Raw genomic sequence first — 24535 nt, 5'->3', positions numbered from 1 at the left:
GCTACGGCTCCCCCAAAGTCCCGCCCCACACCAGCGAACAGCGGGTCGGGCCCGGCGTCCAGAGGGGTGCAGGGTGGTGCGCGCGTGTCGCGGTGGTGCGCCCCCGTCCGGTGATACCGATTCGAAACCGGGGCCCCGCGCCCCGTACCATTCGCCCCATGGCTAAGGCACCCGTTCTCACCCCTCAGGCGGAAGACTTCCCGCGCTGGTACCAGGACCTCATCAACAAGGCCGAGCTGGCCGACAACGGTCCGGTGCGCGGCACCATGGTCATCCGACCGTACGGCTACGGCCTGTGGGAGCGGATGCAGCAGGAGATGGACGCGCGGATCAAGAAGGCCGGCGCGCAGAACGCCTACTTCCCGATGTTCATCCCGCAGTCCTACCTGACCAAGGAAGCCGAGCACGTCGAGGGCTTCGCCCCCGAGCTCGCGGTGGTCACCCACGGCGGCGGCAAGCAGCTGGAGGAGCCGGTCGTCGTCCGGCCGACCTCCGAGACGATCATCAACGAGTACTTCTCGAAGTGGGTGCAGAGCCACCGCGACCTGCCCCTGCTGATCAACCAGTGGGCCAACGTGGTCCGTTGGGAGCTGCGCCCGCGCGTCTTCCTGCGCACCACCGAGTTCCTCTGGCAGGAGGGCCACACCGCCCACGCCACCTACGAGGACGCCCGCGCCTACGCGTCGATGATCCACACCCAGGTCTACGGCGACTTCATGACCAACGTGCTCGGCATCGACGTCGTGCTCGGCCGCAAGACCGCCAAGGAGCGCTTCGCCGGCGCCATCAACACCCTCACCCTCGAGGGCATGATGGGCGACGGCAAGGCCCTGCAGATGGGCACCAGCCACGAGCTGGGCCAGAACTTCGCCAAGGCGTTCAACACCACCTACCAGCTGCAGGGCGCCGAGCGCGAGCACGTCTGGCAGACCTCCTGGGGCGTCTCGACCCGCATGGTCGGCGGCCTGATCATGTCCCACGGCGACGACAACGGCCTGCGGGTGCCCCCGCGCCTGGCCGCCGTCCAGGCCGTCGTGCTCGCCATCAAGGGCGACGACGCCGTCATCGCGAAGGTCCGCGAGATCGGCGCGCAGCTGGAGGCCGCCGGCATCCGGGTCGTGGTCGACGACCGCACCGACACCCCGTTCGGCCGCCGCGCCGTCGACTGGGAGCTCAAGGGCGTTCCGCTGCGCATCGAGGTCGGCCCGCGCGACCTGGAGAACGGCACCGCGATGCTGGCCCGCCGCATCCCGGGCGGCAAGGAGCCGGTCTCCATCGACGCCCTCGCCACGCTGCTGCCGGGCGTGCTGGAGGAGGACCAGGCGCTGCTGCTGCGCCAGTCCCGCGAGCGCCGCGAGTCCCGCACCGTCGACGTCAAGACCATCGACGAGGCCATCGAGGCCGCCGCCACCGGCTGGGGCCGGATCTCCTGGGCCGACCTCGGCGCGGAGGGCGAGGCCAAGCTGGCCGAGCAGGGCGTCACGGTGCGCTGCATCGTCGCGGCCGACGGCTCGGTGCCGGCGGCGGACGACCAGGACGGCAACGTCGCGATCGTCGCCCGGGCGTACTGACGGCCCTCCGGGGCGTGTCCGTCGGGGCGTGTCCGTCGGGTGTACCGACGGTCGTCCCCGGCGTGCCCGTCCGGGGCGTGCCCGCGGCCGTTCGGTGCCCGGCGGATGTCCTGTTGATGTCCGCCGGGCGTCCGTGGTCCGCGGGTAATGACGGACACCGGCGACATTTGCCCGGAATGCGGAAGGGTAAGAATCCGGTAACTCCTCCGGTGCGTCCCCGCGGTGGACATCCCTACTGGCCGGTCAACTCCCGGTATTAACGGAATAGCGGTACGGTGTACGGCCCGTGGCCCTGTCAATCCGGCAGGCCCACGGGCCGTACGTCCCGGGTGGCGACAGCCCGCTCCCCGGACGGAATTCTCCAGGCCCGTCGACGCTGCGACGGGCCGAAACCGGCAGGGGGTTGGTCTTGCGTCAGATCCGGAACGCGCAATTCGCGCGCGGCCTTGCATTCCTGGGAGTTCCCTGTGAATTCCCCGGGAACGAGAACATGCGGAACATCGGCTCGCACTCCATCGTTGGTCTAGCGTGAGCACGACACAGCCCCTCGTTCTCGCGGCCGAACTGGCCGCCGCCTGGAGTGACATCCAGGCCTACCACCAGGACCTTCCCGACCTGGCCTCGCCCGAGGCCCTGATCGGCGAGTCCTCCTCGGCCTGTGGGACGCGGCTCGGTTTCGAGCGGCTCCTCCACGAGGCTGCCCACGGTCTGGCCGCGGCCCGGGACATCCGGGACACCTCGCGGGCCGGCCGCTACCACAACCGGCGCTTCCTGATGCTCGCTTCCGAGCTGGGCCTGGCACACCCGATCGAGCCGCACGCGAGCAGCGGCTTCTCCCAGGTGACCATGCTCAAGGAGACGCAGGAGCGGTACGCCGAGACCATCGAGCGACTGGACCGCGCCCTCGGGGCGCACCAGGAGGCGGTGGCCGGTGACGGTGCGACGCGCGCGTTCCGCGGCCCGGCGGCCCGGCACGGCTCCTCCGGGGGCGGCGTGCGGGTCAAGGCGGTCTGCGGCTGCGGGCGCAACGTCCGCGTCGTCCCGTCGGTGCTCGCGCAGGCGTCCATCGTCTGCGGCGCGTGCCAGCAGCCGTTCAAGATCGCGTAGTCGGTCGACGTCCCGGCGGGCTGCTGTGCGGGCGGCGGTCCGGCCGGAATGAGCGGCACGGAGTGAGCAGTACCGGAAGTACTGGCAGTACCGGAAGTACCAGCAGTACCGGCAGTGCCGAGCGAGCGGTACCGAGTGAGCGGATCGAGCAGCACCGATCGAGCGGTACGGCAGGACAGCGGTGATGTCTTCGGGTTGGACCGGGAGCGGGGGCTCCCGGTCGAGCCCTGACCGGGCGCCCGGGCCCGCGTACAGGCGGTTCTCGCCGATGTGGCAGAATGGACAGCTGAGTACTCGGCAGCCGAGCAGGACCCCTCTCTCCTACGGCTGGCGTGTCCCTTGAACGGTCCGCCGCGCAACCCCACGCGATGGCGAGCCCGCTCACCCACGTCAACACCAGGAGAATCCACTCCCGTGGCAGTCAAGATCAAGCTGAAGCGTCTCGGCAAGATTCGCTCCCCGCACTACCGCATCGTCGTCGCCGACGCCCGCACCAAGCGTGACGGCCGCGCGATCGAGGAGATCGGCATCTACCAGCCGACCTACAACCCCTCGAAGATCGAGGTCGACAGCGACCGCGCCCAGTACTGGCTGTCCGTCGGCGCCCAGCCGACCGAGCCGGTGCTCGCCATCCTGAAGCTGACCGGCGACTGGCAGAAGTTCAAGGGCCTGCCGGCTCCGGCGCCGCTGAAGGTCGCCGAGCCGAAGGTCGAGGACTTCTCGCACCTGTTCGCGAAGGCCGTCGCCGGCTTCGAGGACGCCACCACCGGTGTCGCCATCACCCCGAAGGCCAAGAAGTCGGACAAGGTCGAGGCTGAGGCCGACGCCGCTGCCGAGGCCTGATCGTGATCGAGGACGCCCTCGACCACCTGGTGAAGGGCATCGTCGAGCACCCCGACGAGGTGCAGGTGCGCTCGCGCAACCTGCGTCGGGGTAACACCATCGAGGTGCGAGTGCACCCCGATGACCTCGGCAAGGTGATCGGCCGGGGTGGCCGTACGGCGCGCGCGCTGCGCACCGTGGTCGGCGCCCTCGGCGGTCGCAACGTCCGGGTCGACCTGGTCGACGTGGACAACATTCGCTGACGCTGCTGCTCGTTCAGCCGTCAGGGCTTGTGAGGCCGACCGGGACGCATGTCGTCCCGGTCGGCCTTTTCGCATTTCCACCCGCATTTCCCGCACATCATCGCTTCGCAGCCCGTCGCTTTTCGTATCGGCTCAGGAACTCCAGGAGAACGATCACCGTGCAGCTCGTCGTCGGCAGGATCGGCCGTGCCCACGGCATCAGGGGGGACGTCAGTGTCGAGGTCCGCACCGACGAGCCGGAACTCCGGCTCGGCCCCGGTGCCGTGGTGCTCACCGACCCCGCGTCGGTCGGACCGCTGACCGTCGAGTCCGGCCGGGTGCACAGCGGCCGACTGCTGCTGCGCTTCGCCGGCGTCAAGGACCGCAACGCGGCCGAGGCCCTCCGCGGCACCCTGCTCATCTCCGAGGTCGACCCGGAGGAGAGCCCCGACGACCCGGAGGAGTACTACGACCACCAGCTGATCGGCCTGGACGTGGTGCTGCTCGACGGCACCCCGGTCGGCGAGCTGACCGAGGTCCTCCACCTGCCCTACCAGGACCTGCTCACGGTCAAGAAGGCCGACGGGACGGAGGTGCTGGTGCCCTTCGTCAGCCAGATCGTGCCGACCATCGACCTGGAGAACCAGCGCGCCGTGATCACCCCGCCGGCCGGGCTGATCGACCCGGAGCAGGCCGAGGTCGCGGGGACCTCCTCGGCCGAGCCCGCCGAGGGCTCGGACTCCGAGGGATCGGAGGCTCAGGGATCGGACTCCGAGGGCTCCGAGGGCTCCGAGGGCTCGGAGGAGTCCAAGTGACCGCGGCGGAGAGCACCGAGGCGGGGGATACCGGGTCGGAGGGCACCGGAGTGGACCGCGCCGGGGCGGGCGTTCCGGCGGCCGACGGCGTGCAGAGCGGCATGCGGATCGACGTCGTCACGATCTTCCCCGAGTACCTGGAGCCGCTGGACGTCTCGCTGGTCGGCAAGGCCCGCGCCCGCGGCCAGCTGGACGTGCACGTCCACGACCTGCGCGAGTGGACCCACGACGTGCACCGCACGGTCGACGACAGCCCGTACGGCGGCGGCCCCGGCATGGTGATGAAGCCCGAGCCGTGGGGCGAGGCGCTGGACGCGGTGATCGCCGGCGGGCCGGAGGGGCAGGTGCCCACCCTGGTCGTGCCGACCCCGAGCGGGCGACCGTTCACCCAGGCGCTCGCCCAGGAGCTGGCCGGGCGCCCCTGGCTGGCCTTCACCCCCGCCCGGTACGAGGGCATCGACCGCCGGGTGATCGAGGAGGCGGCCACCCGGATGCCGGTGGTCGAGGCCTCGATCGGCGACTACGTGCTGGCCGGCGGCGAGGTCGCCGTGCTGGTGATGGTCGAGGCGATCGCCCGACTGCTGCCCGGGGTGCTCGGCAACGCCGAGTCCCACCGCGACGACTCCTTCGCGCCGGGCGCGATGGCCGACCTGCTGGAGGGCCCGGTCTACACCAAGCCCGCCGAGTGGCGCGGCCGGACGGTGCCCGACGTGCTGCTCAGCGGCAACCACGGCCGGATCGCCCGCTGGCGCCGTGAGCAGGCCTTCGCGCGGACCCTGGCGAACCGGCCCGACCTGGTCGAGCGCTGGCAGTACGGCGCCTTCGACAAGAAGGAGCGGGAGGCGCTGAGCATCCTCGGCCTGGCCTGGGACGAGCGGCTCGGCCGATTTCGGTCCGTGGCCGGTGATGTGGAAGAATAGGCGGCTGCTGTCTGTCGCTGGTTCCCTTCCGTAGGGGGCACGTGGACCGACGCCCCCGCCACGGGGGGTTCGTCGTCAGCCGATGCGGCCCGCAGCAGACCCCATTGTGACGATTTCCGTGGGCGGCCCGTGGCGCCTGCGATGGAGAGCAACATGAGCAACAAGCTCGCTGCTGTCGACGCGGCCTCGCTGCGTAGCGACATCCCGGCCTTCCGCGCCGGTGACACCCTGAAGGTTCACGTCCGGGTCATCGAGGGCAACCGCTCCCGTGTCCAGGTCTTCCAGGGCGTCGTCATCCGCCGCCACGGCGCCGGCATCGGTGAGACCTTCACCGTTCGCAAGGTCAGCTTCAACGTCGGCGTGGAGCGCACCTTCCCGGTGCACACCCCGGTCGTCGAGAAGATCGAGGTCGTGACCCGCGGTGCGGTTCGCCGCGCCAAGCTGTACTACCTGCGTGACCTCCGCGGCAAGGCCGCGAAGATCAAGGAGAAGCGCGACCGCTGATCCACCGGCCCCCGGCCTCGCCGGGGATCGGAACGCTCCGAGGGGGCCGAACGGCCGCAAGGTAAGCTCACCCCCCGATGAGCACGCACGAACCACCCGCGGACCGCGACGGCAGTCCCGCACCCACCGGTGCGGACTCGCTGTCGCGGTCCGCGGTCGTTTCCGGGGACGGTTCTGCGGTCGTTTCCGGGGTCGTTTCTGCGGTCGTTTCCGGGGACGGTTCCGCTCGGGCCGGCGGCGGCGGGCGCACCGCGGCGGCCGGCGTCGACGACCCGGAGGCCGCCGACGGGCCGGAGCGCGCCGAGCTGCCGGAGCGGGCCGAGGGCCTTGACCGCGTCGAGGGCCCCGAACGCGTCGAGGAGCGGACCGGCGGTCGCGGCGATGACGGCTCGGACGGTGATGACGGCTCCGACCAGGACGAGGAGCCAGGGCGCTCGCGTTCGCGGGACCTGCTGCTGGTGGTCGGGATCTGCCTGACGGCCCTGCTGCTGGTGAACGCCTTCGTCGCGCGCCCGTTCTCGGTGCCCTCCGGGTCGATGGAGGAGACCCTGCGCCCGGGGGACCGGCTGGTCGCGAACCAGCTCGCCTACGCCTTCGGCGGCCACCCCCAGCGGGGTGACGTCGTGGTCTTCGACGGGACCGGCTCCTTCCTGCGCGGGTCGGCGAAGCCGCCCGGCTTCTGGGACGGCCTGCGCTCGTTCGCCCAGGACCTCGGCCTGGCCCCGGCCGGGGACACCGTCTACGTCAAGCGCGTGATCGGCGTCGGCGGGGACCGGGTGACCAGCACCGGTCCGGGTGCGCCGATCACCGTCAACGGCGTGCCGATCGACGAGACCTCCTACCTGTCCCCGGGCGACGACCCGTCGAGCGTGGCCTTCGACATCGTCGTGCCCGCCGGCAAGCTGTGGGTGATGGGCGACCACCGCAGCGCCTCCCGGGACTCCCGCGACCACCTCGGCGAGCCCGGTGGCGGCTTCGTGCCCGAGGCGAAGGTGATCGGCAGGGCGGACTGGGTGGTCTACCCGTTCTCGCGCTTGACCGGCCTGGAGCGGCCCGCGGCCTTCGCCGCGACTGCGGGGACGGGTGGTCATGGGGGCCAGGGGTAGGGGGCGGCTCGCCGACCGCCCGGCCGCCGGGGGAGCGGCGACCGCGGGGCCGGAGACGGGTGGCGCGGAGGGCTCCGGGCCGGACGGGGCCCCGCCGGCGCGCGGCCGGGCCGAGCGCCGGCGCAGTGCCCGCAAGGCGGCCCGTCGGCGCAAGCGCTCGCTGGTGCGCGAGGTGCCGCTGATCATCCTGGTGGCCCTGCTGGTGGCGCTGGTGATGAAGACCTTCCTGGTCCAGGTGTTCGTGATCCCCTCGGGCTCGATGGAGCAGACCATCCTGATCGGGGACCGGGTACTGGTGGACAAACTGACCCCCTGGTTCGGCAGTGAGCCGCAGCGCGGCGACATCGTGGTGTTCAAGGACCCGGGCGGCTGGCTGGAGCACGACCGGAAGCCGTCCGACGACGGCCTGGTGCTGGGCGGGGCCAAGAAGGTGCTGACCTTCGTCGGCCTGCTGCCCTCCGACAACGAGCAGGACCTGATCAAGCGGGTGATCGGCGTCGGCGGGGACACCGTGGAGTGCTGCGACGCGCAGGGGCGCCTCAGCGTCAACGGCCGTCCGGTGGAGGAGCCCTACCTCGCGCCCGGCAACCCGCCGTCCCGGCAGACCTTCAGGGTCCAGGTGCCGCAGGGGCGGTTGTGGGTCATGGGCGACCACCGGGACGTCTCCGCCGACTCCCGTTTCCACATGGGCAATCCGGACCAGGGGACGATCCCGCTGAGCGGCGTGGTCGGTCGCGCGTTCGTGATCGCCTGGCCGCTGGACCGGTTCCATCAACTCGATGCGCCCGGTTCACTCTCCTCTCTCGCCCGGATGCCGCAGGCCGGCGGAACTGCCGCGGAGTCGGTGGGCGTTGGGCCGGTTCCTGCGGAACCCCCGCTCGTTATGGGTGTGTTGGGCGTCCTTCCGCTCGTCGCGCGCAGGTCGGGACGGCCTCCGGAGTGAGCCGCGCCGGCCGTCGACCGGACGGGCGTCGCGTGTGGGACCGCGAGCCGGATGCCTGGGAGTGATAGAGAAGTGCAGGTGCGGCCGGGAGTGGTCCCGGTCGCGGGCCGAGGCTGTGCTGGTGTCAGGGGAGTCCGCGGTGGGCAGCCCTGAGGCGTTCATGGTCGTGGTGAGCGTGGTGCCCGCTGTGCGGCACTCTGAGCGCGGACGCGCGGGCGTCCGCACAGCAGGGAGGAGACGTTGTGGGGGATTTGGTGATCGGCGCCCGATCAGGCGCCGGAGAGCCCGAGGGCCCGGGCCGTCGGGCGGACCGGTCCGCCGAGTCCGCGGCCTCCTCGGCCTCGGTCGAGGACGCGGCGGCGCAGACCGCTGACGGGCAGGGCGCCGGGTCGGAGGACGCCCCGGACTCCTCGCACGCGGGGGCCGAGCCCGTGGACGAGTCGGAGTCGGAGGTTCCCTCCAAGCCGCGCAAGCCGCGCTCGTTCTGGAAGGAACTGCCGATCCTGATCGGCATCGCGCTGATCCTCGCGCTGGTGATCAAGACCTTCTTCGTCCAGGCGTTCTCCATTCCGTCGGAATCGATGCAGAACACGCTGCAGGTCGGCGACCGCGTGCTGGTGGACAAGCTGACTCCGTGGTTCGGGGCCGAGCCCGAGCGCGGCGAGGTCGTGGTGTTCCACGACCCGGGCGGCTGGCTCAACGACGAGCCGACCCCGCAGAGCAGCAACTCCTTCCTCCGTGGCGTGCAGGACGTGCTCAGCTTCGTCGGCCTGATGCCCTCCGCCAACGAGAAGGACCTGATCAAGCGGGTCATCGCGGTCGGCGGGGACACCGTCGAGTGCGAGGGCGACGGGCCGGTCAAGGTCAACGGTGTCGCCCTCAACGAGCCGTACGTCTACCCGGGCAACACCCCCTGTGGCGACCACCCCTTCGGCCCGGTCAAGGTGCCCAAGGACCGGATCTGGGTGATGGGTGACCACCGCGCCAACTCCCTGGACTCCCGCTTCCACATGGACCAGCCGGGTGGCGGCACCGTCCCGGTGGACAACGTGATCGGGCGCGCCTTCGTGGTGGCCTGGCCGATCAGCCACTGGTCGACGCTGCCGGTGCCGGACACCTTCGACCAGAAGGGCCTGGCGGCGGCCGCGCCGATGGCGCCCCCCGTGGCCGATGCGGTGGGGGCCGTCGCCCTGCTCCCGCTGGTGCGCCGGGTGCGGGGTCGGGCGGAGCACCGCAAGGAGTCCTGAGCTCCACCGGATCGTGTTCCGCCGGGTTGGCCCCGGCTCTTGCGCGGGCCGTGGTACCGACGAGTAATCTGCTCGGACGTGCCACGGCCCGCCGGCTTTTCCGCCCGTGCCTCCGGCGTGCCAGTGGTGTTCTCCGGTCGGCCAGAGGTGGACGGTGTCGATGAGCAGTGTCGTGGAGCAGACGGTCGACCGCCCGCCCGTGCCCGCCCGTGCGCGCCGCGGGCCCGCCGCGGTGCTGCAGGGCGTCGCCCTCGCGCTGGGGCTGGTGCTGATGGTCGGCGGCTTCGCCCTGATCGCGATCGACTACCGGCCGTACAAGATCCCCACCGCCTCGATGCACCCGACGCTGCGCATCGGGGACACCGTGCTCGCGCGCAAGGTCGACGGCGGCGGCATCGGGCGGGGCGACGTGGTGGTCTTCCGGGATCAGGCCTGGGGCGGCGAGCTCATGGTCAAGCGGGTGGTCGCGGTCGGCGGGGACACCGTCGCCACGACCGGGGCCGAGCACCGGCTGACGGTCAACGGGCAGCCGGTGGACGAGCCCTACCTCGCGACGCAGGGCCGCCAGGGCGACGAGTTCAGCGTGACGGTGCCGCAGGGCCGGCTGTTCCTGCTCGGCGACAACCGGGTGGCCTCGCTTGACTCCCGCACCCACCTGGAGGTCGCCGGAGGGACCGTCCCGGCCGAGGCCGTCGAGGCCAGGGTCGAGGCCACCGTGCTGCCCTTCGGCCGGATGGGCCTGCTCGACCGGGTCACGGACTTCGACGGTTTCGCGGGCCCGAAGGCCTCGCAGCCGGGGCCGCTGGGGCCGCTCGCCTACGCCGCCGTTGCGGGCGCGGCGCTGATTCTCGTGACCTCGGCGGTGGGCGGGGTGGCGGCTCTGGCCCGCCGGCTCCGGGGGCGCGGCGCCTGAGCGGGAGCGTCGCCGGGCGGGCCGCTCTGCCGAACATCGCCCCGGACGACCGCGTCGGGTGGCAGGATCGGTAGCGCCACCGATGCGGACGGAAGGAGCGTGGAGCGCCGCCATGACAGCACGGCGTCGCAGGGCCGCGCGGATCCTGCTGCTGGACGGACTGGACCGCATCCTCCTGTTCCTGGGGGCCGACCCGGCCACCCCGGGGGAGACGTGGTGGTTCACGCCCGGGGGCGGCTTGGAGCCGGGGGAGGACGTGCGCGAGGCCGCCGAGCGGGAGCTCGCGGAGGAGACCGGCCTGCGGGGTGTGGACCTGGGGCCCTTGGTGGCGTACGGCACGGTGTCGTTCTCCTTTCAGGGACAGCGCTACGAGCAGGAGCAGTGGTTCCACCTGGCCCGGACCACGGAGACGGGGCTGGACCATTCGGGCATGGGCGCGGACGAGCACGCCCAGCTGCTCGCGGCGCGCTGGTGGACGGTCGAGGAACTGAGGGGGACCGCCGAGACGGTCTATCCGCCAGGTCTGGCGGAGTTCCTGGAGCGGCTGCTGGCCGAGGGCCCGCCGGTGGATCCGGTACGGCTCTGACCGTGGGTGCGGTGGTCCACAATGGGTGGACTGACAAGTTGAGGGGACGCCTGGATGAGTGCCGAAGATCTCGAGAAGTACGAGACCGAGATGGAGCTCAAGCTCTACCGGGAGTACCGGGACGTCGTCGGCCTGTTCAAGTACGTGATCGAGACCGAGCGACGGTTCTACCTCACCAACGACTACGAGCTGCAGGTGCACTCGGTCCAGGGCGAGGTGTTCTTCGAGGTGTCGATGGCGGATGCGTGGGTCTGGGACATGTACCGGCCGGCCCGGTTCGTCCGCAAGGTCCGGGTGCTGACCTTCAAGGACGTGAACATCGAGGAACTCGCGAAGAGCGATCTGGAGCTGCCCTCGGACGAGTCCGGCTTCGGGAACTGACGTTGGACGACTCCGTCCCGCGTTGTCCAGCAGAATTCGGCGGGCACGGGGCTTCTCACTCCTGCGGGTGACAAAAGTTGTCCACAGGCCCGGGTTATCCACAGGGAACGGGAATTCCCGGGCCTCGTCGTGCGCCTTGGTGCAGCCTCCTCGGCGGAGGTGGTCACCATGCAGCACACCGTCGTGCAGGACCAGGCCGTACCGGACCAGGCCGTACCGGACACGTCCACAGCCGGGAAGCCCTCGCGGGCGATCCCCGAGCGCAGTACCAAGAACGGGCTCGGCCGATACGGGGAGCGGGTCGCCGCCCGCCGCCTCGCCGAGGCCGGGCTCCGCATCCTGGACCGCAACTGGCGTTGCGTCGAGGGCGAGCTGGACATCGTCGCCCTCGACGGCGACACCGTGGCGGTCTGCGAGGTGAAGACCCGCTCCGAGCGGGGATTCCAGCAGCCCACCGAGGCCATCGACCGGGCCAAGGCCGCCCGGTTGCAGCGCCTGGCCGAGCGCTGGATGGCCGAGCGCTGGCCCGGTCACTTCGCCGAGTTGGCCGGGCCCGGCTACGATCCGGGGCCCACCGATCCGCAATGGCCGCCCGCCCCGCCGGGCGGGGTGCGGATCGACCTGGTCGCGGTGGTCAACCGGGCGCGGGGCGCGGCCCTGGTCGACCACCTGCGGGGGGTGGTCTGAGATGGCCTTCGCCCGAACCTGTTCCGTCGCGCTGGTCGGCGTCGACGGAGTGATCGTCGAGGTCCAGGCCGATCTGGAGCCCGGGGTGGCCGCGTTCACCCTGGTCGGCCTGCCCGACAAGGCGCTCACCGAAGCCCGCGACCGGGTCCGCGCCGCGGTCGTGAACAGCGGCGAGGCCTGGCCGCAGCGCAAGCTGACGGTCGGCCTCAGCCCCGCCTCGGTGCCCAAGAGCGGCAGCGGCTTCGACCTCGCGGTCGCCTGCGCCGTGCTGGCCGCCGCCGAACGGCTCGACCCCTCCGCCATCGCCGATCTGCTGATCATCGGCGAGCTGGGGCTGGACGGCCGGGTGCGGCCGGTCAGAGGGGTGCTGCCGTCGGTGCTGGCCGCCGCCGACGCGGGGTACGAGCGGGTCGTGGTCGCCGAGCAGACCGCGCCCGAGGCCTCGCTCGTTCCCGGGGTGACGGTGATCGGCGTCCGCAGTCTGCGCCAGCTCGTCGCCATCCTGACCGGCGCGGCGGCACCGGAGGAGCCGCCCGACCCGATCGGCGGTCGGCCGGATCCGCTGATGGCCGGCCTGATGCTGCCCAGCGCGGGCGTGCGGGGCCTGCCCGACGACCGGACGGCCCGGCTCGACATGGCCGATGTGGCCGGTCAGTACGAGGCCCGGCGGGCCCTGGAGATCGCCGCCGCCGGGGGTCACCACCTCTACTTGAAGGGCCCGCCCGGGGCGGGCAAGACGATGCTGGCGGAGCGCTTGCCCGCGCTGCTCCCGCCGCTGACCCAGAAGGAGGCACTGGAGGTCACCGCCGTCCACTCGGTGGCGGGGCTGCTCCCGGCCGGGCGTCCACTGATCGACACCGCGCCCTACTGCGCCCCGCACCACTCCACGACGATGCCGGCCATCGTCGGCGGCGGCAGCGGTCTGCCGAGACCGGGGGCGGTCTCGCTGGCCCACCGGGGCGTGCTCTTCCTGGACGAGGCGCCGGAGTTCCCGGTCCGGGTGCTCGACGCGCTGCGCCAACCGCTGGAGTCGGGCGAGGTGGTGATCGCCCGCTCGGCCGGCTCCTTGCGGCTCCCGGCCCGCTTCCTGCTCTGCCTGGCGGCCAACCCCTGTCCGTGCGGCCGGTACTCGCGGCGGGGCGAGGGCTGCGAGTGCACCCCGGCCATGGTCAGCCGCTACCAGGGGCGGCTCTCCGGGCCGCTGCTGGACCGGGTCGACCTCCAGGTCCAGGTGGCCCCGGTGACCAGGGTCGAGCTCATGGAACGGGACACCACGGCGGAGAACACCGAGACCGTCGCGGCCAGGGTGCTGGCCGCGCGTGAGCGGGCGGCGGCCCGGCTGGCGGACACCCCGTGGCGGACCAACGCGGAGGTGCCGGGCCACGAGCTGCGCACCCGCTGGCAGCTCGCGCCCGGGGCGCTCAACGACGCCGCGCGGCAGTTGGAGCGGGGGCTGTTGACCGCCCGGGGCCTGGACCGGGTGCTCCGGGTCGCCTGGACGGTCGCCGATCTCGCCGGACGCGACCGGCCGGACCAGCGGGACGTGCGCACCGCGCTGGTCCTGCGCACCGGGGTGGAGCACGGACTGCCGCTGACCGAGCGGGCCCTCGGCCGGCTCGGCGGCATCCCGGCGCAGCGCGGCAGCCCGGAGGACGGTTGGCCCGGGAAGCCCGAGGCGCTCGACGAGCATCCGCGGAACCAGAAGGGTGAGGCATGAACCAGCTGCTGAGGCAACCTAGAATTCCCGGCGCGGCCGAGGCCGGGGCCGGTGCCGCAACCGACGCCGGACCCGAGCCCGAGCGCCTCGCCCGGGTGCTGCTGGGCCGGCTCAGCGAACCGGGGGACGCGGTGGTCGGTCGGTGGCTCGGCCAACTCCCCGCCGTCGACGTGGTCGAGGCGATCCGGGACGGGACGGTGCCCGACCACCCAGGACTGGACGCCACCCGCCTGGCCGGGTACCAGGCGAGGCTCCCGGGCCTGGACCCGGAGACGGACCTGAAACGGGTACGGGACGTCGGTGGACGGTTCATCATTCCGGGGGACACGGAGTGGCCCAGCCAACTCGACGACCTGGGTGACGGACGTCCGGTCGGGCTCTGGGTGGCGGGCACCGGCTCGCTGCGGCTGCTCGCGCTCCGCTCGGTCGCGCTGGTGGGCTCCCGGGCCTGCACCGCCTACGGCGCCCATGTCGCGGGGGAGCTGTCGGCCCAACTGGCCGAGCGCGGTTGGATGGTGGTTTCCGGAGCCGCCTACGGGATCGACGCGGCCGCACACCGCGGGGCACTCGCGGTCGGCGGGATGACCGCCGCCGTGCTCGCCTGCGGCGTCGACGTGGCCTACCCCAAGGGCAACGCCGAACTGATCCGGCGGATCGGCGTCCAGGGCCTGCTGGTCAGTGAACTCCCGCCCGGGGAGCACCCGAACCGCTTCCGCTTCGTCCTCCGCAACAGGGTCATCGCCGCGCTGACCCGGGGCACGGTGGTGGTCGAGGCGGCGGTGCGCAGCGGCGCCCTGAGCACGGCCAGGCGGGCGCGGGACCTCAACCGCCACACCATGGGCGTCGCGGGCCCGGTGACCTCGGCGCTCTCCGCCGGGGTGCACGCCCTGATCCGCAGCGGTGCCGCCACCCTGGTCACCGACGCGGCCGAGATCACCGAGCTGATCGGGGCGATCGGGGACGACCTGGCACCGCAGCGCAGCGGCCCGGTGCTCCCGCGCGACCTGCTGGAGCCGGCGGTGGCCCGGGTGCTGGAGGCCGTACCGGCGACCGCGGAGGGTGCCCCGGTCGAGCGACTGGCCCGGCAGTCCGGTCTCCCGCCGGACGAAGTCCTACAACGGCTCTACGAGTTGGGCGCGCTCGGCTACGTGGAGCGGCACGGTGCGCACTGGCGCGTGGTGCGGAGGAGGTGAACGTCGGAACGGAGAACGCGCTCGCGCCGAGGGAACGCACGTCGGAGCCGCCCTGATGACCTGCCGATCCGGTTCTGCTGTTCGTCGCCCGGATCCGGTGCGCGAACGCCACCGGATCGGGGGACGACCGAGCGGTGGTAGCGCTTCGCAGCGAGTCGGTCACGCTACGCTCCACATGCCTTCCCTATCAGCACATGACTCGGCAGAACGGCGCAGACCAACGCATGCCCACACACATTCCCGGACACAGAGTGACCGGTGGCGCTCGGTCCTCGGGAGGGCCGCGGACCGAGCGGCGCCCCGTGCCCGACCTCCCGGCCAAGTCGGCGGGGACGATGGGAGGCCTGTCGCGCCAGGGCGGCCGGCCGACGGTGGTGCCCCAGCCTGCGGACGCGGCCCGGGGTGCGGAGCCGGCCCAGGGCGCGGACACGGCAGGCCCCGCCGGCGCGTCCGGCGGTGCACCCGCCGGTGCGCCCCCCGGCGCGGGGGCGGCCGGCGCGCCCCGGTCGCCCGGCAGCGCGCCGGCCCGGAGCGGTGCGTCCCCGGCGCTCGCCTCGCCGGTGTCGCCGCCCCGCCGGGAGAGGGTGGCGGGCGGAGACCAGGGGCAGGACGCCAGGGAGGCCGCGGCCCAGGGCCGCACCGCGCTGGAGGAACTCTGGCGCTCCTACAAGGAGACCGGGGACCAGAGGCTGCGCGAGCAGCTGATCCTGCACTACTCACCGCTCGTCAAGTACGTGGCGGGGCGGGTCGGGGTCGGTCTGCCCTCGAACGTGGAGCAGGCGGACTTCGTCTCCTCGGGGGTCTTCGGGCTGATCGACGCGATCGAGAAGTTCGACATCGGTCGCGCCATCAAGTTCGAGACGTATGCGATCAGCCGCATCCGCGGCGCGATCATCGACGAGCTGCGGGCCCTGGACTGGATCCCGCGCTCGGTCCGGCAGAAGGCGAAGGCGGTCGAGCGGACGTACGCGACGCTGGAGGCCCGGCTGCGCCGCACGCCGCACGAGCCGGAGGTCGCGGCCGAGATGGGCATCGCGATCGAGGACCTGCACGCCATCTTCAGTCAGCTGTCGCTGGCCAACGTGGTGGCGCTGGACGAACTGCTCCACCCGGTGGGGGAGGGCGGCGACCGGCTGAGCCTGATGGACACCCTGGAGGACCACGGCGCGGACAACCCGGTCGAGGTGGCCGAGGACCGCGAACTGCGCAGGCTGCTGGCCCAGGCGGTCAACACCCTCCCCGAGCGGGAGAAGACGGTGGTGACGCTCTACTACTACGAGGGCCTCACCCTCGCCGAGATCGGGCAGGTCCTGGGGGTGACGGAGAGCCGGGTGAGTCAGATCCACACCAAGTCCGTCCTCCAGCTGCGCGCCAAGCTGTCGGACATCCGATAGGGCGTCGGCACTCGGGCGTTGACACCTGGCCTCCGAAAGCCGGCCGTCAGGCCCGAACCTCCTCCCGATGCGCGGCGCCGTACCGGCCGGAGGTATGGCTCCGTACAGTGGGGGCGTGCCGAAGATCCGAGCGGCCACGGTGGCCGAGCATCGCCAGCTCCAGCGCGCAGCGCTTCTCGACGCTGCCCGCATCCTGCTCACCGAGGGTGGCATGGAGGCCCTGACCTTCCCCGCGCTCGCGACGCGCACCGGGCTGGCGCGTTCCTCGGTCTACGAGTACTTCCGTTCCCGCGCCGCCGTGGTCGAGGCGCTGTGCGAGGTGGACCTCCCGCTCTGGGCCGCCGAGATCGAGGCCGGGATGGAGAGCTGCGACACCGCCGTCGAGCGGATCGAGGCCTACGTCCGGGGCCAGCTGGCGCTGGCCGCCGACCCCCGGCACCGGGCTGTGGTGGCGATCTCGGCGCTGGAGCTCGACGAGGCCGCGCGCGAGCGGATCAGGGCGGCCCACGGCAGGCTGGCCGGTCTGATCGGCCGGACGCTGGAGGACCTCGGCCACGCGCAGCCCCGGCTCGCCGCGGCCCTGGTCCAGGGCGTCGTGGAGGCGGCGACCCGTCGGGCCGAGCAGGCCGCGGCCGGCGGCCGCACGGGCTGTGCGGCGGAGAGCCCCGAGGAGATCGCGGACGCCGCCGTCGCGTTGGTGCTGCACGGACTCGTCCGCCCCTGACCCCGGCCCCCGCCCGGCCCCGGCCCGAGCCAGATCTCGACCGCAGCCTCAACCCGGTCCCGACCCCGGCTTCGGCCGCAGCCCCGGCCTCGACCGCAGCCTGGACCCCGACGCCGGTCCGCCCCTCGCCGGCGCGCGTCGAGCAGGTGCGCCCTACCCGGCTGCGCCCCCCAACGGCAGCAGCCGGGCCGTGCCCGCGCCGAACAGGGCCAGCGGATCCAGGTAGCGGCTTCCGCGCAGCAGCCCCCAGTGCAGGCAGTCGTGCCCGGCGCAGTGCCGCCCGTTCGGAGCGAGCAGTCCGATCGGCTGCCCGGCGGCCACCGGGGTGCCGACCGGGACCGTGCCGGTGACGGGCAGGTAGGTGGTCCGCAGCGGGGGCGAGCCCGAGCCGGGGTGGGAGACGGTCACCACCGGCCGTCCTGCCACCAGCCCGGAGAAGGTGACCACTCCGGGAGCCGCCGTCCGGACCTCCATCCCCGGTGCGGCGGCGAGGTCCACTCCTCGGTGCCCGGCGGCCCAGACCTTCGCCGGCGGCTCGAAGCGGCTCAGTACCCCGTCCGGTCCGCCCACCGGCCAGGCCCGCGCTCCACCCCACCCGGCCCCGCCGCCCGACCCGGAGCCCGGGTCGCCGGCCGCACCCGTGCGTCCCGCTGCCCCCACCGCCCCCGCTACCCCCGCTGCCCCCGACAACCCGAGCACGAACGCGAGCACGAGCTCCACCGTCACCACCACGGACACCCCGCCGAACCACCCGCGACCAGTCATGCCCGCAGGCTCGCCGCTCCGCCGCCCCCACACCACCCGGATCCGGATACCTGTGGACAAACCGTCCTCACGCCCGACTGCCATCCCCCTGGCGGGTGTACGAACGCCGCCATCCGGTGTAAAAGCACCAGCCGCCGACGGGCTCCGAGTCGACGGGCTCGAACCGGCGGCCAACCAGCCGGCGCGCGCCCCCGTAGCCGCCCCCGCGCACTCCCGTGGCCGCCCCGCGCCCCCCGCCCGACCCCCGTCGCAACCCTGCGGCAACCCCGCCGCAGCCCGCTCTCCCCAGCCGTTCCCCGGGCTCCCCCCAGGTCCTCGGCGGGCCCCCGGCCACGCGTGGAGTCGCTCGCGCCTCGGCGCTTCCCGTACACTTCACACGCGACCCGGTCCGCCGGGTCGACTTCGCACGCCCCGCCACCGGCGGTCGGACGCGGTTCGTCCGCAGCCCCGCCAGGTGCGAGTGCCGCTCGGTCCGCCGAGCCCGACCGGCCCCCGGGCCTGAAGGGTTCAAGCGGCTCGGCACGTTCGGGGCGTCAGGCGTGGCTGTCACCTGGCCGCCACGGACAAACCGAGCCTGACCCGGCTGTGGGCGATCGCTGCGAGGCAGTGCCGCCGCCGGGCCGTAACACCAAGGAGCACGGCAATGGCCGTCGTCACGATGCGGGAGCTGCTGGAGAGCGGCGTCCACTTCGGTCACCAGACCCGCCGCTGGAACCCGAAGATGAAGCGCTTCATCATCACCGAGCGCAACGGCATCTACATCATCGACCTCCTGCAGTCGCTGAACTACATCGACCGCGCCTTCGAGTTCATCAAGGAGACCGTTGCCCACGGCGGCAGCGTCCTCTTCGTCGGCACGAAGAAGCAGGCCCAGGAGGCCATCGCCGAGCAGGCCACCCGCGTGGGCATGCCCTACGTGAACCAGCGCTGGCTCGGCGGCATGCTGACCAACTTCTCGACCGTCTACAAGCGCCTCCAGCGCCTGAAGGAGCTCGGCGAGCTGGACTTCTCGGACGTGGCCGGTTCCGGCCTCACCAAGAAGGAGCTCCTGGTCCTGCAGCGCGAGCACGACAAGCTGGAGAAGACCCTCGGCGGTATCCGTGACATGCAGCGCGTTCCCAGCGCTGTCTGGATCGTGGACACCAAGAAGGAGCACATCGCGGTCGGCGAGGCCCGGAAGCTCAACATCCCGGTCGTCGCCATCCTCGACACCAACTGTGACCCCGACGAGGTCGACTACAAGATCCCGGGCAACGACGACGCGATCCGCTCCGTCACCCTGCTGACCCGCGTGATCGCCGACGCCGTGGCCGAGGGCCTCAAGTCCCGCGCCGGTGTCGCCAAGGGCGACGCCAAGGCCGAGCCGGGTGCCGACCAGCCGCTGGCCGCCTGGGAGAAGGACCTCCTCGAGGGCGAGAAGAAGGCTGAGGAGGCCCCCGCCGCCGCCGAGGCCCCCGCTGCCGAGGCCCCCGCCGCCGAGGCTCCGGCCGCCGAGGCCCCCGCTGCCGACGCTCCGGCCGAGCAGGCCTGACGTACCAAGGGTGAGGGGCACCCGCCGGTACGAAGCCGGTAGGTGCCCCTCTCTCCCGCGCCGGGACCGAACCATCGGTCCCGGCGCCACTCCACGCAGACACGCGAGACGCGAGAAGAGATTCACACCATGGCGAACTTCACCGCCGCGGACGTCAAGAAGCTCCGTGAGCTCACCGGCGCCGGCATGATGGACTGCAAGAAGGCCCTGGACGAGGCCGAGGGCCTGGTCGAGAAGGCCGTCGAGCTCCTCCGCATCAAGGGCCAGAAGGGCGTTGCCAAGCGCGAGGGCCGTGACGCCTCCAACGGCGCCGTCGCCGCGCTGATCGCCGAGGACAACAAGTCCGGCGTTCTGGTCGAGCTGAACTGCGAGACCGACTTCGTCGCCAAGGGTGACAACTTCGTCAAGGTCGCCGACGCGATCGCCGCCCACGTCGCCAAGACCGCCCCGGCCGACCTGGACGCCGCCCTGGCTTCCGAGATCGAGGCCGGCAAGACCGTCCAGCAGTTCGTGGACGAGGCCAACGCGACCCTGGGCGAGAAGATCGTCTTCCGTCGCTTCGCCCAGTTCGACGGTGACGGCTTCGTCGCGGTCTACCTGCACAAGACCAGCCCCGACCTGCCGCCGGCCGTCGGCGTCCTGGTCGAGCTGGACAAGGAGAACGCCGAGGTCGCCAAGGACGTCGCGCAGCACATCGCCGCCTTCGCGCCGAAGTACCTGTCCCGCGAGGAGATCCCGGCCGAGGAGCTCGAGAACGAGCGCCGCGTCGCCGAGGCCACCGCCCGCGAGGAGGGCAAGCCGGAGGCCGCCCTGCCGAAGATCGTCGAGGGCCGCGTCACCGGCTTCGTGAAGGAGAACTCCGTCCTGGAGCAGGCCTTCGCGAAGGACAACAAGAAGTCCGTCGCCAAGGTCCTCGAGGAGAACGGCGTCGCCCTCAAGCGCTTCGCCCGTTTCCGCGTCGGCGCCTGAGCCACGTTCCACCTGGTCCCCGGCCCCCTTAGGCTGGGAACCGCCCCCGCCCGCTGACCTGGGCGGGAGGAACGCCGAACGGGCTCACCCCGCGCCTACCCCAACGGGCGGGCTCGCGTCGGCACCATGAACGACGAGGAGGCCATTGCCGTGCAGGACACCGAACCGGTTCCCGCGGCAGTGGCCTCCTCGCGTGTACGCGCAGGCGGGGCATCCGCACACCCGCGCCTGTGACCAGTAGGTGCAAAAAGGAGAAGTCCATGCAGGAGACGCAGGAGACCGCGCAGGACCCCGAGGTCGGCTCGCGCCGCCGGGTGCTGCTCAAGCTGTCCGGTGAGGCCTTCGCCGGTGGTGGCGGGCTCGGCGTCGACCCGGACGTCGTGCACGCGATCGCCCGGGAGATCGCCACGGTCGTCCGCGCCGGTACCGAGGTCGCGGTGGTCATCGGCGGCGGCAACTTCTTCCGGGGTGCCGAGCTCCAGGTCCGCGGCATGGACCGGGCCCGCTCCGACTACATGGGCATGCTCGGCACCGTCATGAACTGCCTGGCGCTGCAGGACTTCCTGGTCAAGGAGGGCATCGAGACCCGGGTCCAGACCGCCATCACCATGGGCCAGGTCGCCGAGCCGTACCTGCCGCTGCGGGCCGTCCGGCACCTGGAGAAGGGCCGCGTGGTGATCTTCGGCGCCGGTATGGGCATGCCGTACTTCTCCACCGACACCACGGCCGTCCAGCGCGCCCTGGAGATCCACGCCGACGTCCTGCTGATGGGTAAGAACGGCGTGGACGGCGTCTACGACTCCGACCCGCGGACCAACCCGGACGCGGTCAAGTTCGACGCGCTGGAGTACTCCGAGGTCATCGCGCGCGACCTCAAGGTCGCCGACCTCACCGCGATCACGCTGTGCAAGGACAACAACCTTCCGATGCTGGTCTTCGAACTGCTGGCGGAGGGCAATATCGCGCGCGCGGTGAAGAGTGAGAAGATCGGCACACTCATCAGCCAGGATTCTGTCCGGGCCTGAGCAGTAACCAGCCGTACCGGACGGCCCGGTGCCGCGACCGGCCACCGGGCCGACACCGGTCGGGACAACAGCAGATGAACCGGACAGGGAGACCACAGTGATCGAAGAGACCCTCCTCGAGGCCGAGGAGAAGATGGAGAAGGCCGTCAGCGTCGCCAAGGACGACCTCGCGGCCATCCGCACCGGCCGTGCGCACCCGGCGATGTTCGCCAAGATCGTCGCGGAGTACTACGGCGCCATCACGCCGATCAACCAGCTGGCCTCGTTCTCGGTGCCGGAGCCGCGGATGGCGGTCGTCTCGCCGTTCGACAAGACCGCGCTGAAGGCCATCGAGCAGGCGATCCGCGACTCCGACCTGGGTGTCAACCCGTCGAACGACGGCTCGATCATCCGCGTGGTGCTGCCGGAGCTCACCGAGGAGCGCCGCCGGGAGTTCATCAAGATCGCCCGCACCAAGGGCGAGGACGCCAAGGTCTCGATCCGTTCGGTGCGCCGCAAGGCCAAGGACGCCATCGACAAGCTGGTCAAGGACGGCGAGACCGGCGAGGACGACGGCCGCCGCGCCGAGAAGGAGCTCGACGACACCACGGCCAAGTACGTGGCCCAGGTCGACGAGCTGCTGAAGCACAAGGAAGCCGAGCTGCTCGAGGTCTGATGAACGACGCCCCTGACGCCCCCGGCTACTGGGGCCCGTCCGACCAGCAGTTCCAGCCCTACCGCCCGGCGCCGCACCCGCAGGGCGCCCGTACCCCGGCCCACCCGGCGCCGGGGTACGGCGCGCAGCCGGCGCCGGTGGCCCAGGGACACCCCGGCCACCCGGGCGGCCACGCCGTGCCCCCGGGCGCGCCGGGTGCCGTCCACGGGGCGCCGGGCCTCCGTTCGGATCAGTCGCAGCAGCCTCCGGTGTACTGGGGCGGCGACGCGGAGGAGACTCAGGTCATGCCTCCCGTACCGGCCGAGGCCGGGCCGCTGCCCGGCACGCCCGACCCCGGTCGGCGTGCCGCCCGCGGTGGGCCCGCCGCCCACGGCCGGCCCTCGGCCCACGGTCGGCCCGCCACCGGCGGTCCGGCCGAGCCCGCCGAGGGGCTGGGCAGGGAGTCCAGGCCGAGCGGTCCGCTCTTCCGGGGTGATCAGCCCGAGCCGGCGCCGCCGGGCGTGACGGAGACGGTCGTGCTGCGCGCGATATCCGACGACGCCCCTCCCGCCCCCGGCCACGGCGCCCCGCCGCACCCGGGGGCACCGGTGCATCCCGCGCCGTCGGCGAACCACCTGGCGGCCGGGCAGCCCCACTTCGTGCCGTCGTCCCACCCAGGGCAGGAGACACCCGTGGCCGCCCAGCCCGCCCCGCAGCCGCAGCCGCGCAAGCAGCGCGGTGGCCGTAACCTCCAGGCCGCCATAGGCGTGGGCGTCGGCCTGGGCGCGGTGATCGTCGCCTCGCTGTTCGTGGTGAAGGCGCTGTTCCTGGTCGTCGTGATGGCCGCGGCCGCGGTCGGCGTCTGGGAGCTGACCAGCCGGCTCGCCGAGCGCAAGCAGATCAAGGCACCGCTGATCCCGCTGGTCGTGGGCGGCATCGCCATGGTGGCCACCGGCTACTGGTCCGGCATCCAGTGGGCCGCCGCCTCGCTCGCGCTGACCGGGCTGGCGGTGATGGTCTGGCGGATGGCCGAGCCGCCGGAGGACTACCTGCGGGACATAACGGCAGGCGTGTTCACGGCGTTCTACGTGCCGTTCCTGGCCACCTTCGTGGCGATGATGCTGGCGGCCGACGACGGCCCCCAGCGGATCGTGCTCTTCCTGATCGTGACGATCTGCAGCGACACCGGCGCGTACGCGGTGGGCTACAAGTTCGGGAAGACCAAGCTGGCCCCGACGATCAGCCCGGGCAAGACCCGCGAGGGCCTGGCCGGCGGCATCGGCCTGTCGATGCTGGCGGGCGCGCTGCTGATGGAGCTGATCATCGACGGCGGCAGCTGGTGGCAGGGCCTGATCCTGGGCGGCTGCGCGGCGGTCACCGCGACCCTGGGCGACCTGGGCGAGTCGATGATCAAGCGCGACCTCGGGATCAAGGACATGGGCACGCTGCTGCCCGGCCACGGCGGCATCATGGACCGGCTGGACTCGCTCCTGCCGACCGCCCCGGTGGTCTGGCTGCTGCTGGCCGCCTTCGTCGGCAGCTGACCGGCGCGTACGAGACGTACGAGGCGGGGCCCCGGACGCCTGGCGTCCGGGGCCCTCGCGCGTCTGCGACACTGGAACAACCATGCCTAAGCCCGGAGAACTCACCTTTGTCGCGCCGCGCGGCGCCAAGCCCCCGCGACACCTCGCCGACCTGAGCCCCGCCGAGCGCAAGGAGGCCGTCGCCGAGCTGGGCGAGCAGCCGTTCCGCGCCAAGCAGCTCTCCAACCACTACTTCGGCCGGATGTCGAACGACCCGGCGAGCTGGACGGACATCCCCGCCGCCAGCCGGGAGAAGCTCACCGAGGGCCTGCTGCCCGAGCTGATGTCGGTGGTCCGGCACGTCTCCTGCGACGACGACGCCACCCGCAAGACGCTCTGGAAGCTCTTCGACGGCACGCTCGTGGAGTCCGTGCTGATGCGCTACCCGGACCGGGTCACCATGTGCATCAGCTCGCAGGCCGGCTGCGGCATGAACTGCCCGTTCTGCGCCACCGGCCAGGCCGGGCTGACCCGCAACCTCTCCACCGCCGAGATCGTCGAGCAGATCGCCGCCGGGATGCGCGCGCTCAAGAGCGGGGAGATCCCCGGCGGCGAGGCACGGCTGTCCAACGTGGTCTTCATGGGCATGGGCGAGCCGCTGGCCAACTACAACCGGGTGCTGGCCTCGATCCGCCGGCTGACCGACCCGGCGCCGGACGGCTTCGGCCTGTCGCAGCGCGGCATCACGGTCTCGACCGTCGGTCTCGTCCCGGCGATGCACCGGTTCGCCGACGAGGGCCTCAGCTGCCGCCTGGCGCTGTCGCTGCACGCCCCGGACGACGAGCTGCGCGACGAGCTGGTGCCGGTGAACACCCGGTGGAAGGTCGCCGAGGTGCTGGACGCGGCGTGGAACTACGCCGAGAAGTCCGGCCGCCGGATCTCCATCGAGTACGCGCTGATCAAGGACATCAACGACCAGGCCTGGCGGGCGGACCTGCTCGGCCGGCTGATCAAGAACCGCCGGGTGCACGTCAACCTGATCCCGCTGAACCCGACCCCCGGGTCCAAGTGGACGGCCTCCCGGCCCGAGGACGAGCGCGAGTTCGTCCGCCGCCTCCAGTCGCACGGTGTGCCGACGACCGTCCGCGACACCCGCGGCCAGGAGATCGACGGCGCCTGCGGCCAGCTCGCCGCGGCGGGCTGAGGCCCGCCGCGG

At 72.3% G+C, this 24535-nt stretch carries 25 protein-coding genes; 24 read left to right on the top strand and 1 reads right to left on the bottom strand.

Translation table 11 applies throughout. The features are described from left to right. Positions 1-158: 158 nt before the first annotated feature. The 18 genes from proS to ACFWP2_RS27895 all read left to right on the top strand — a co-directional run bounded on the left by proS (position 159) and on the right by ACFWP2_RS27895 (position 16872). Positions 159-1571 carry a proline--tRNA ligase gene (proS, locus tag ACFWP2_RS27980; protein ID WP_380456390.1) on the top strand — a complete coding sequence of 471 codons (1413 nt, stop codon included), beginning with the start codon at positions 159-161 and terminating at the stop codon, positions 1569-1571. A 528-nt stretch (positions 1572-2099) separates the two neighbouring features. Further along, the gene (locus ACFWP2_RS27975) at positions 2100-2678 is read left to right on the top strand and encodes a hypothetical protein (protein ID WP_360348932.1); all 579 of its coding nucleotides are present in this window, start codon (positions 2100-2102) and stop codon (positions 2676-2678) included. Between the two features lie 414 nt (positions 2679-3092). Beyond that, positions 3093-3521, top strand: a complete 429-nt coding sequence (gene rpsP, locus ACFWP2_RS27970) for a 30S ribosomal protein S16 (RefSeq protein WP_350631329.1) — start codon at positions 3093-3095, stop codon at positions 3519-3521. A 2-nt stretch (positions 3522-3523) separates the two neighbouring features. After that, positions 3524-3763, top strand: a complete 240-nt coding sequence (locus ACFWP2_RS27965) for an RNA-binding protein (protein WP_030056773.1) — start codon at positions 3524-3526, stop codon at positions 3761-3763. A gap of 158 nt (positions 3764-3921) precedes the next feature. Then, positions 3922-4557: a ribosome maturation factor RimM gene (gene rimM / locus ACFWP2_RS27960; protein ID WP_380456387.1), complete on the top strand. Its 636-nt coding sequence runs from the start codon at positions 3922-3924 to the stop codon at positions 4555-4557. 101 nt (positions 4558-4658) lie between these two features. Beyond that, positions 4659-5477 (top strand): tRNA (guanosine(37)-N1)-methyltransferase TrmD, encoded by an 819-nt coding sequence (gene trmD / locus ACFWP2_RS27955; RefSeq protein WP_380456477.1) that lies wholly within the window; start codon positions 4659-4661, stop codon positions 5475-5477. A 153-nt stretch (positions 5478-5630) separates the two neighbouring features. Continuing rightward, positions 5631-5981 carry a 50S ribosomal protein L19 gene (gene rplS / locus ACFWP2_RS27950; RefSeq protein ID WP_030306736.1) on the top strand — a complete coding sequence of 117 codons (351 nt, stop codon included), beginning with the start codon at positions 5631-5633 and terminating at the stop codon, positions 5979-5981. Between the two features lie 77 nt (positions 5982-6058). Beyond that, positions 6059-7087 (top strand): signal peptidase I, encoded by a 1029-nt coding sequence (lepB, locus tag ACFWP2_RS27945; RefSeq protein ID WP_380456385.1) that lies wholly within the window; start codon positions 6059-6061, stop codon positions 7085-7087. Beyond that, positions 7071-8030, top strand: a complete 960-nt coding sequence (gene lepB, locus ACFWP2_RS27940) for a signal peptidase I (protein WP_380456382.1) — start codon at positions 7071-7073, stop codon at positions 8028-8030. Before lepB (ACFWP2_RS27945) ends, lepB (ACFWP2_RS27940) begins: the two co-directional genes overlap by 17 nt. A gap of 242 nt (positions 8031-8272) precedes the next feature. Next, positions 8273-9277, top strand: a complete 1005-nt coding sequence (gene lepB, locus ACFWP2_RS27935) for a signal peptidase I (protein WP_380456380.1) — start codon at positions 8273-8275, stop codon at positions 9275-9277. Between the two features lie 160 nt (positions 9278-9437). Next, a complete protein-coding gene (gene lepB / locus ACFWP2_RS27930) occupies positions 9438-10190 on the top strand; it encodes a signal peptidase I (protein ID WP_380456378.1) in 753 nt (250 codons plus the stop codon). 112 nt (positions 10191-10302) lie between these two features. After that, a complete protein-coding gene (locus tag ACFWP2_RS27925) occupies positions 10303-10776 on the top strand; it encodes an NUDIX hydrolase (RefSeq protein ID WP_380456375.1) in 474 nt (157 codons plus the stop codon). A 54-nt stretch (positions 10777-10830) separates the two neighbouring features. Beyond that, a complete protein-coding gene (locus tag ACFWP2_RS27920; RefSeq protein ID WP_030056781.1) occupies positions 10831-11157 on the top strand; it encodes a DUF2469 domain-containing protein in 327 nt (108 codons plus the stop codon). 252 nt (positions 11158-11409) lie between these two features. Further along, positions 11410-11844: a YraN family protein gene (locus ACFWP2_RS27915; RefSeq protein WP_380456475.1), complete on the top strand. Its 435-nt coding sequence runs from the start codon at positions 11410-11412 to the stop codon at positions 11842-11844. Between the two features lies 1 nt (position 11845). After that, positions 11846-13561, top strand: coding sequence for a YifB family Mg chelatase-like AAA ATPase (locus tag ACFWP2_RS27910; RefSeq protein ID WP_380456373.1), 1716 nt, complete (start codon positions 11846-11848; stop codon positions 13559-13561). Next, positions 13558-14754 (top strand): DNA-processing protein DprA, encoded by a 1197-nt coding sequence (dprA, locus tag ACFWP2_RS27905; protein ID WP_380456371.1) that lies wholly within the window; start codon positions 13558-13560, stop codon positions 14752-14754. Before ACFWP2_RS27910 ends, dprA begins: the two co-directional genes overlap by 4 nt. A gap of 584 nt (positions 14755-15338) precedes the next feature. Further along, positions 15339-16148 (top strand): RNA polymerase sigma factor WhiG, encoded by an 810-nt coding sequence (gene whiG, locus ACFWP2_RS27900; protein ID WP_380456369.1) that lies wholly within the window; start codon positions 15339-15341, stop codon positions 16146-16148. A gap of 139 nt (positions 16149-16287) precedes the next feature. Then, the gene (locus tag ACFWP2_RS27895; RefSeq protein WP_380456473.1) at positions 16288-16872 is read left to right on the top strand and encodes a TetR/AcrR family transcriptional regulator; all 585 of its coding nucleotides are present in this window, start codon (positions 16288-16290) and stop codon (positions 16870-16872) included. 153 nt (positions 16873-17025) lie between these two features. On the opposite strand, the gene ACFWP2_RS27890 is transcribed toward ACFWP2_RS27895, so the two are convergent. Continuing rightward, complete coding sequence (locus ACFWP2_RS27890) at positions 17026-17442, bottom strand: peptidoglycan DD-metalloendopeptidase family protein (protein WP_380456367.1); 417 nt, start codon at positions 17440-17442, stop codon at positions 17026-17028. 838 nt (positions 17443-18280) lie between these two features. On the opposite strand from ACFWP2_RS27890, the gene rpsB reads away from it, so the two are divergent. The 6 genes from rpsB (at position 18281) to rlmN (ending at position 24523) form a co-directional block, all read left to right on the top strand. Then, positions 18281-19168 (top strand): 30S ribosomal protein S2, encoded by an 888-nt coding sequence (gene rpsB / locus ACFWP2_RS27885; protein ID WP_380456365.1) that lies wholly within the window; start codon positions 18281-18283, stop codon positions 19166-19168. A gap of 129 nt (positions 19169-19297) precedes the next feature. Then, complete coding sequence (gene tsf / locus ACFWP2_RS27880) at positions 19298-20137, top strand: translation elongation factor Ts (protein WP_380456363.1); 840 nt, start codon at positions 19298-19300, stop codon at positions 20135-20137. Between the two features lie 260 nt (positions 20138-20397). After that, the gene (gene pyrH, locus ACFWP2_RS27875; RefSeq protein WP_316526060.1) at positions 20398-21162 is read left to right on the top strand and encodes a UMP kinase; all 765 of its coding nucleotides are present in this window, start codon (positions 20398-20400) and stop codon (positions 21160-21162) included. A 97-nt stretch (positions 21163-21259) separates the two neighbouring features. Continuing rightward, on the top strand, positions 21260-21817 hold the full coding sequence (gene frr, locus ACFWP2_RS27870) for a ribosome recycling factor (RefSeq protein ID WP_380456360.1): 558 nt from the start codon (positions 21260-21262) through the stop codon (positions 21815-21817). A 284-nt stretch (positions 21818-22101) separates the two neighbouring features. Next, on the top strand, positions 22102-23340 hold the full coding sequence (locus tag ACFWP2_RS27865) for a phosphatidate cytidylyltransferase (RefSeq protein ID WP_380456471.1): 1239 nt from the start codon (positions 22102-22104) through the stop codon (positions 23338-23340). An 82-nt stretch (positions 23341-23422) separates the two neighbouring features. Next, complete coding sequence (gene rlmN / locus ACFWP2_RS27860) at positions 23423-24523, top strand: 23S rRNA (adenine(2503)-C(2))-methyltransferase RlmN (protein ID WP_380456358.1); 1101 nt, start codon at positions 23423-23425, stop codon at positions 24521-24523. Positions 24524-24535 lie beyond the last annotated feature (12 nt).

This window comes from Kitasatospora sp. NPDC058444 (genome assembly GCF_042721415.1).
In the GTDB taxonomy this organism is placed as follows: Bacteria; Actinomycetota; Actinomycetes; order Streptomycetales; family Streptomycetaceae; genus Kitasatospora.
This window is presented reverse-complemented; position numbering and strand designations above follow the sequence as displayed.

What these genes read in the sequence shown, in the direction of transcription:
- ACFWP2_RS27920 (WP_030056781.1), top strand. Translation starts at nt 10,831, where the DNA reads ATGAGTGCCGAAGATCTCGAGAAGTACGAGACCGAGATGGAGCTCAAG.
- ACFWP2_RS27910 (WP_380456373.1), top strand. Translation starts at nt 11,846, where the DNA reads ATGGCCTTCGCCCGAACCTGTTCCGTCGCGCTGGTCGGCGTCGACGGA.
- tsf (WP_380456363.1), top strand. Translation starts at nt 19,298, where the DNA reads ATGGCGAACTTCACCGCCGCGGACGTCAAGAAGCTCCGTGAGCTCACC.
- dprA (WP_380456371.1), top strand. Translation starts at nt 13,558, where the DNA reads ATGAACCAGCTGCTGAGGCAACCTAGAATTCCCGGCGCGGCCGAGGCC.
- proS (WP_380456390.1), top strand. Translation starts at nt 159, where the DNA reads ATGGCTAAGGCACCCGTTCTCACCCCTCAGGCGGAAGACTTCCCGCGC.
- lepB (WP_380456385.1), top strand. Translation starts at nt 6,059, where the DNA reads ATGAGCACGCACGAACCACCCGCGGACCGCGACGGCAGTCCCGCACCC.
- ACFWP2_RS27865 (WP_380456471.1), top strand. Translation starts at nt 22,102, where the DNA reads ATGCCTCCCGTACCGGCCGAGGCCGGGCCGCTGCCCGGCACGCCCGAC.
- rplS (WP_030306736.1), top strand. Translation starts at nt 5,631, where the DNA reads ATGAGCAACAAGCTCGCTGCTGTCGACGCGGCCTCGCTGCGTAGCGAC.
- rlmN (WP_380456358.1), top strand. Translation starts at nt 23,423, where the DNA reads ATGCCTAAGCCCGGAGAACTCACCTTTGTCGCGCCGCGCGGCGCCAAG.
- lepB (WP_380456382.1), top strand. Translation starts at nt 7,071, where the DNA reads ATGGGGGCCAGGGGTAGGGGGCGGCTCGCCGACCGCCCGGCCGCCGGG.
- ACFWP2_RS27925 (WP_380456375.1), top strand. Translation starts at nt 10,303, where the DNA reads ATGACAGCACGGCGTCGCAGGGCCGCGCGGATCCTGCTGCTGGACGGA.
- lepB (WP_380456378.1), top strand. Translation starts at nt 9,438, where the DNA reads ATGAGCAGTGTCGTGGAGCAGACGGTCGACCGCCCGCCCGTGCCCGCC.
- trmD (WP_380456477.1), top strand. Translation starts at nt 4,659, where the DNA reads ATGCGGATCGACGTCGTCACGATCTTCCCCGAGTACCTGGAGCCGCTG.
- rpsB (WP_380456365.1), top strand. Translation starts at nt 18,281, where the DNA reads ATGGCCGTCGTCACGATGCGGGAGCTGCTGGAGAGCGGCGTCCACTTC.
- pyrH (WP_316526060.1), top strand. Translation starts at nt 20,398, where the DNA reads ATGCAGGAGACGCAGGAGACCGCGCAGGACCCCGAGGTCGGCTCGCGC.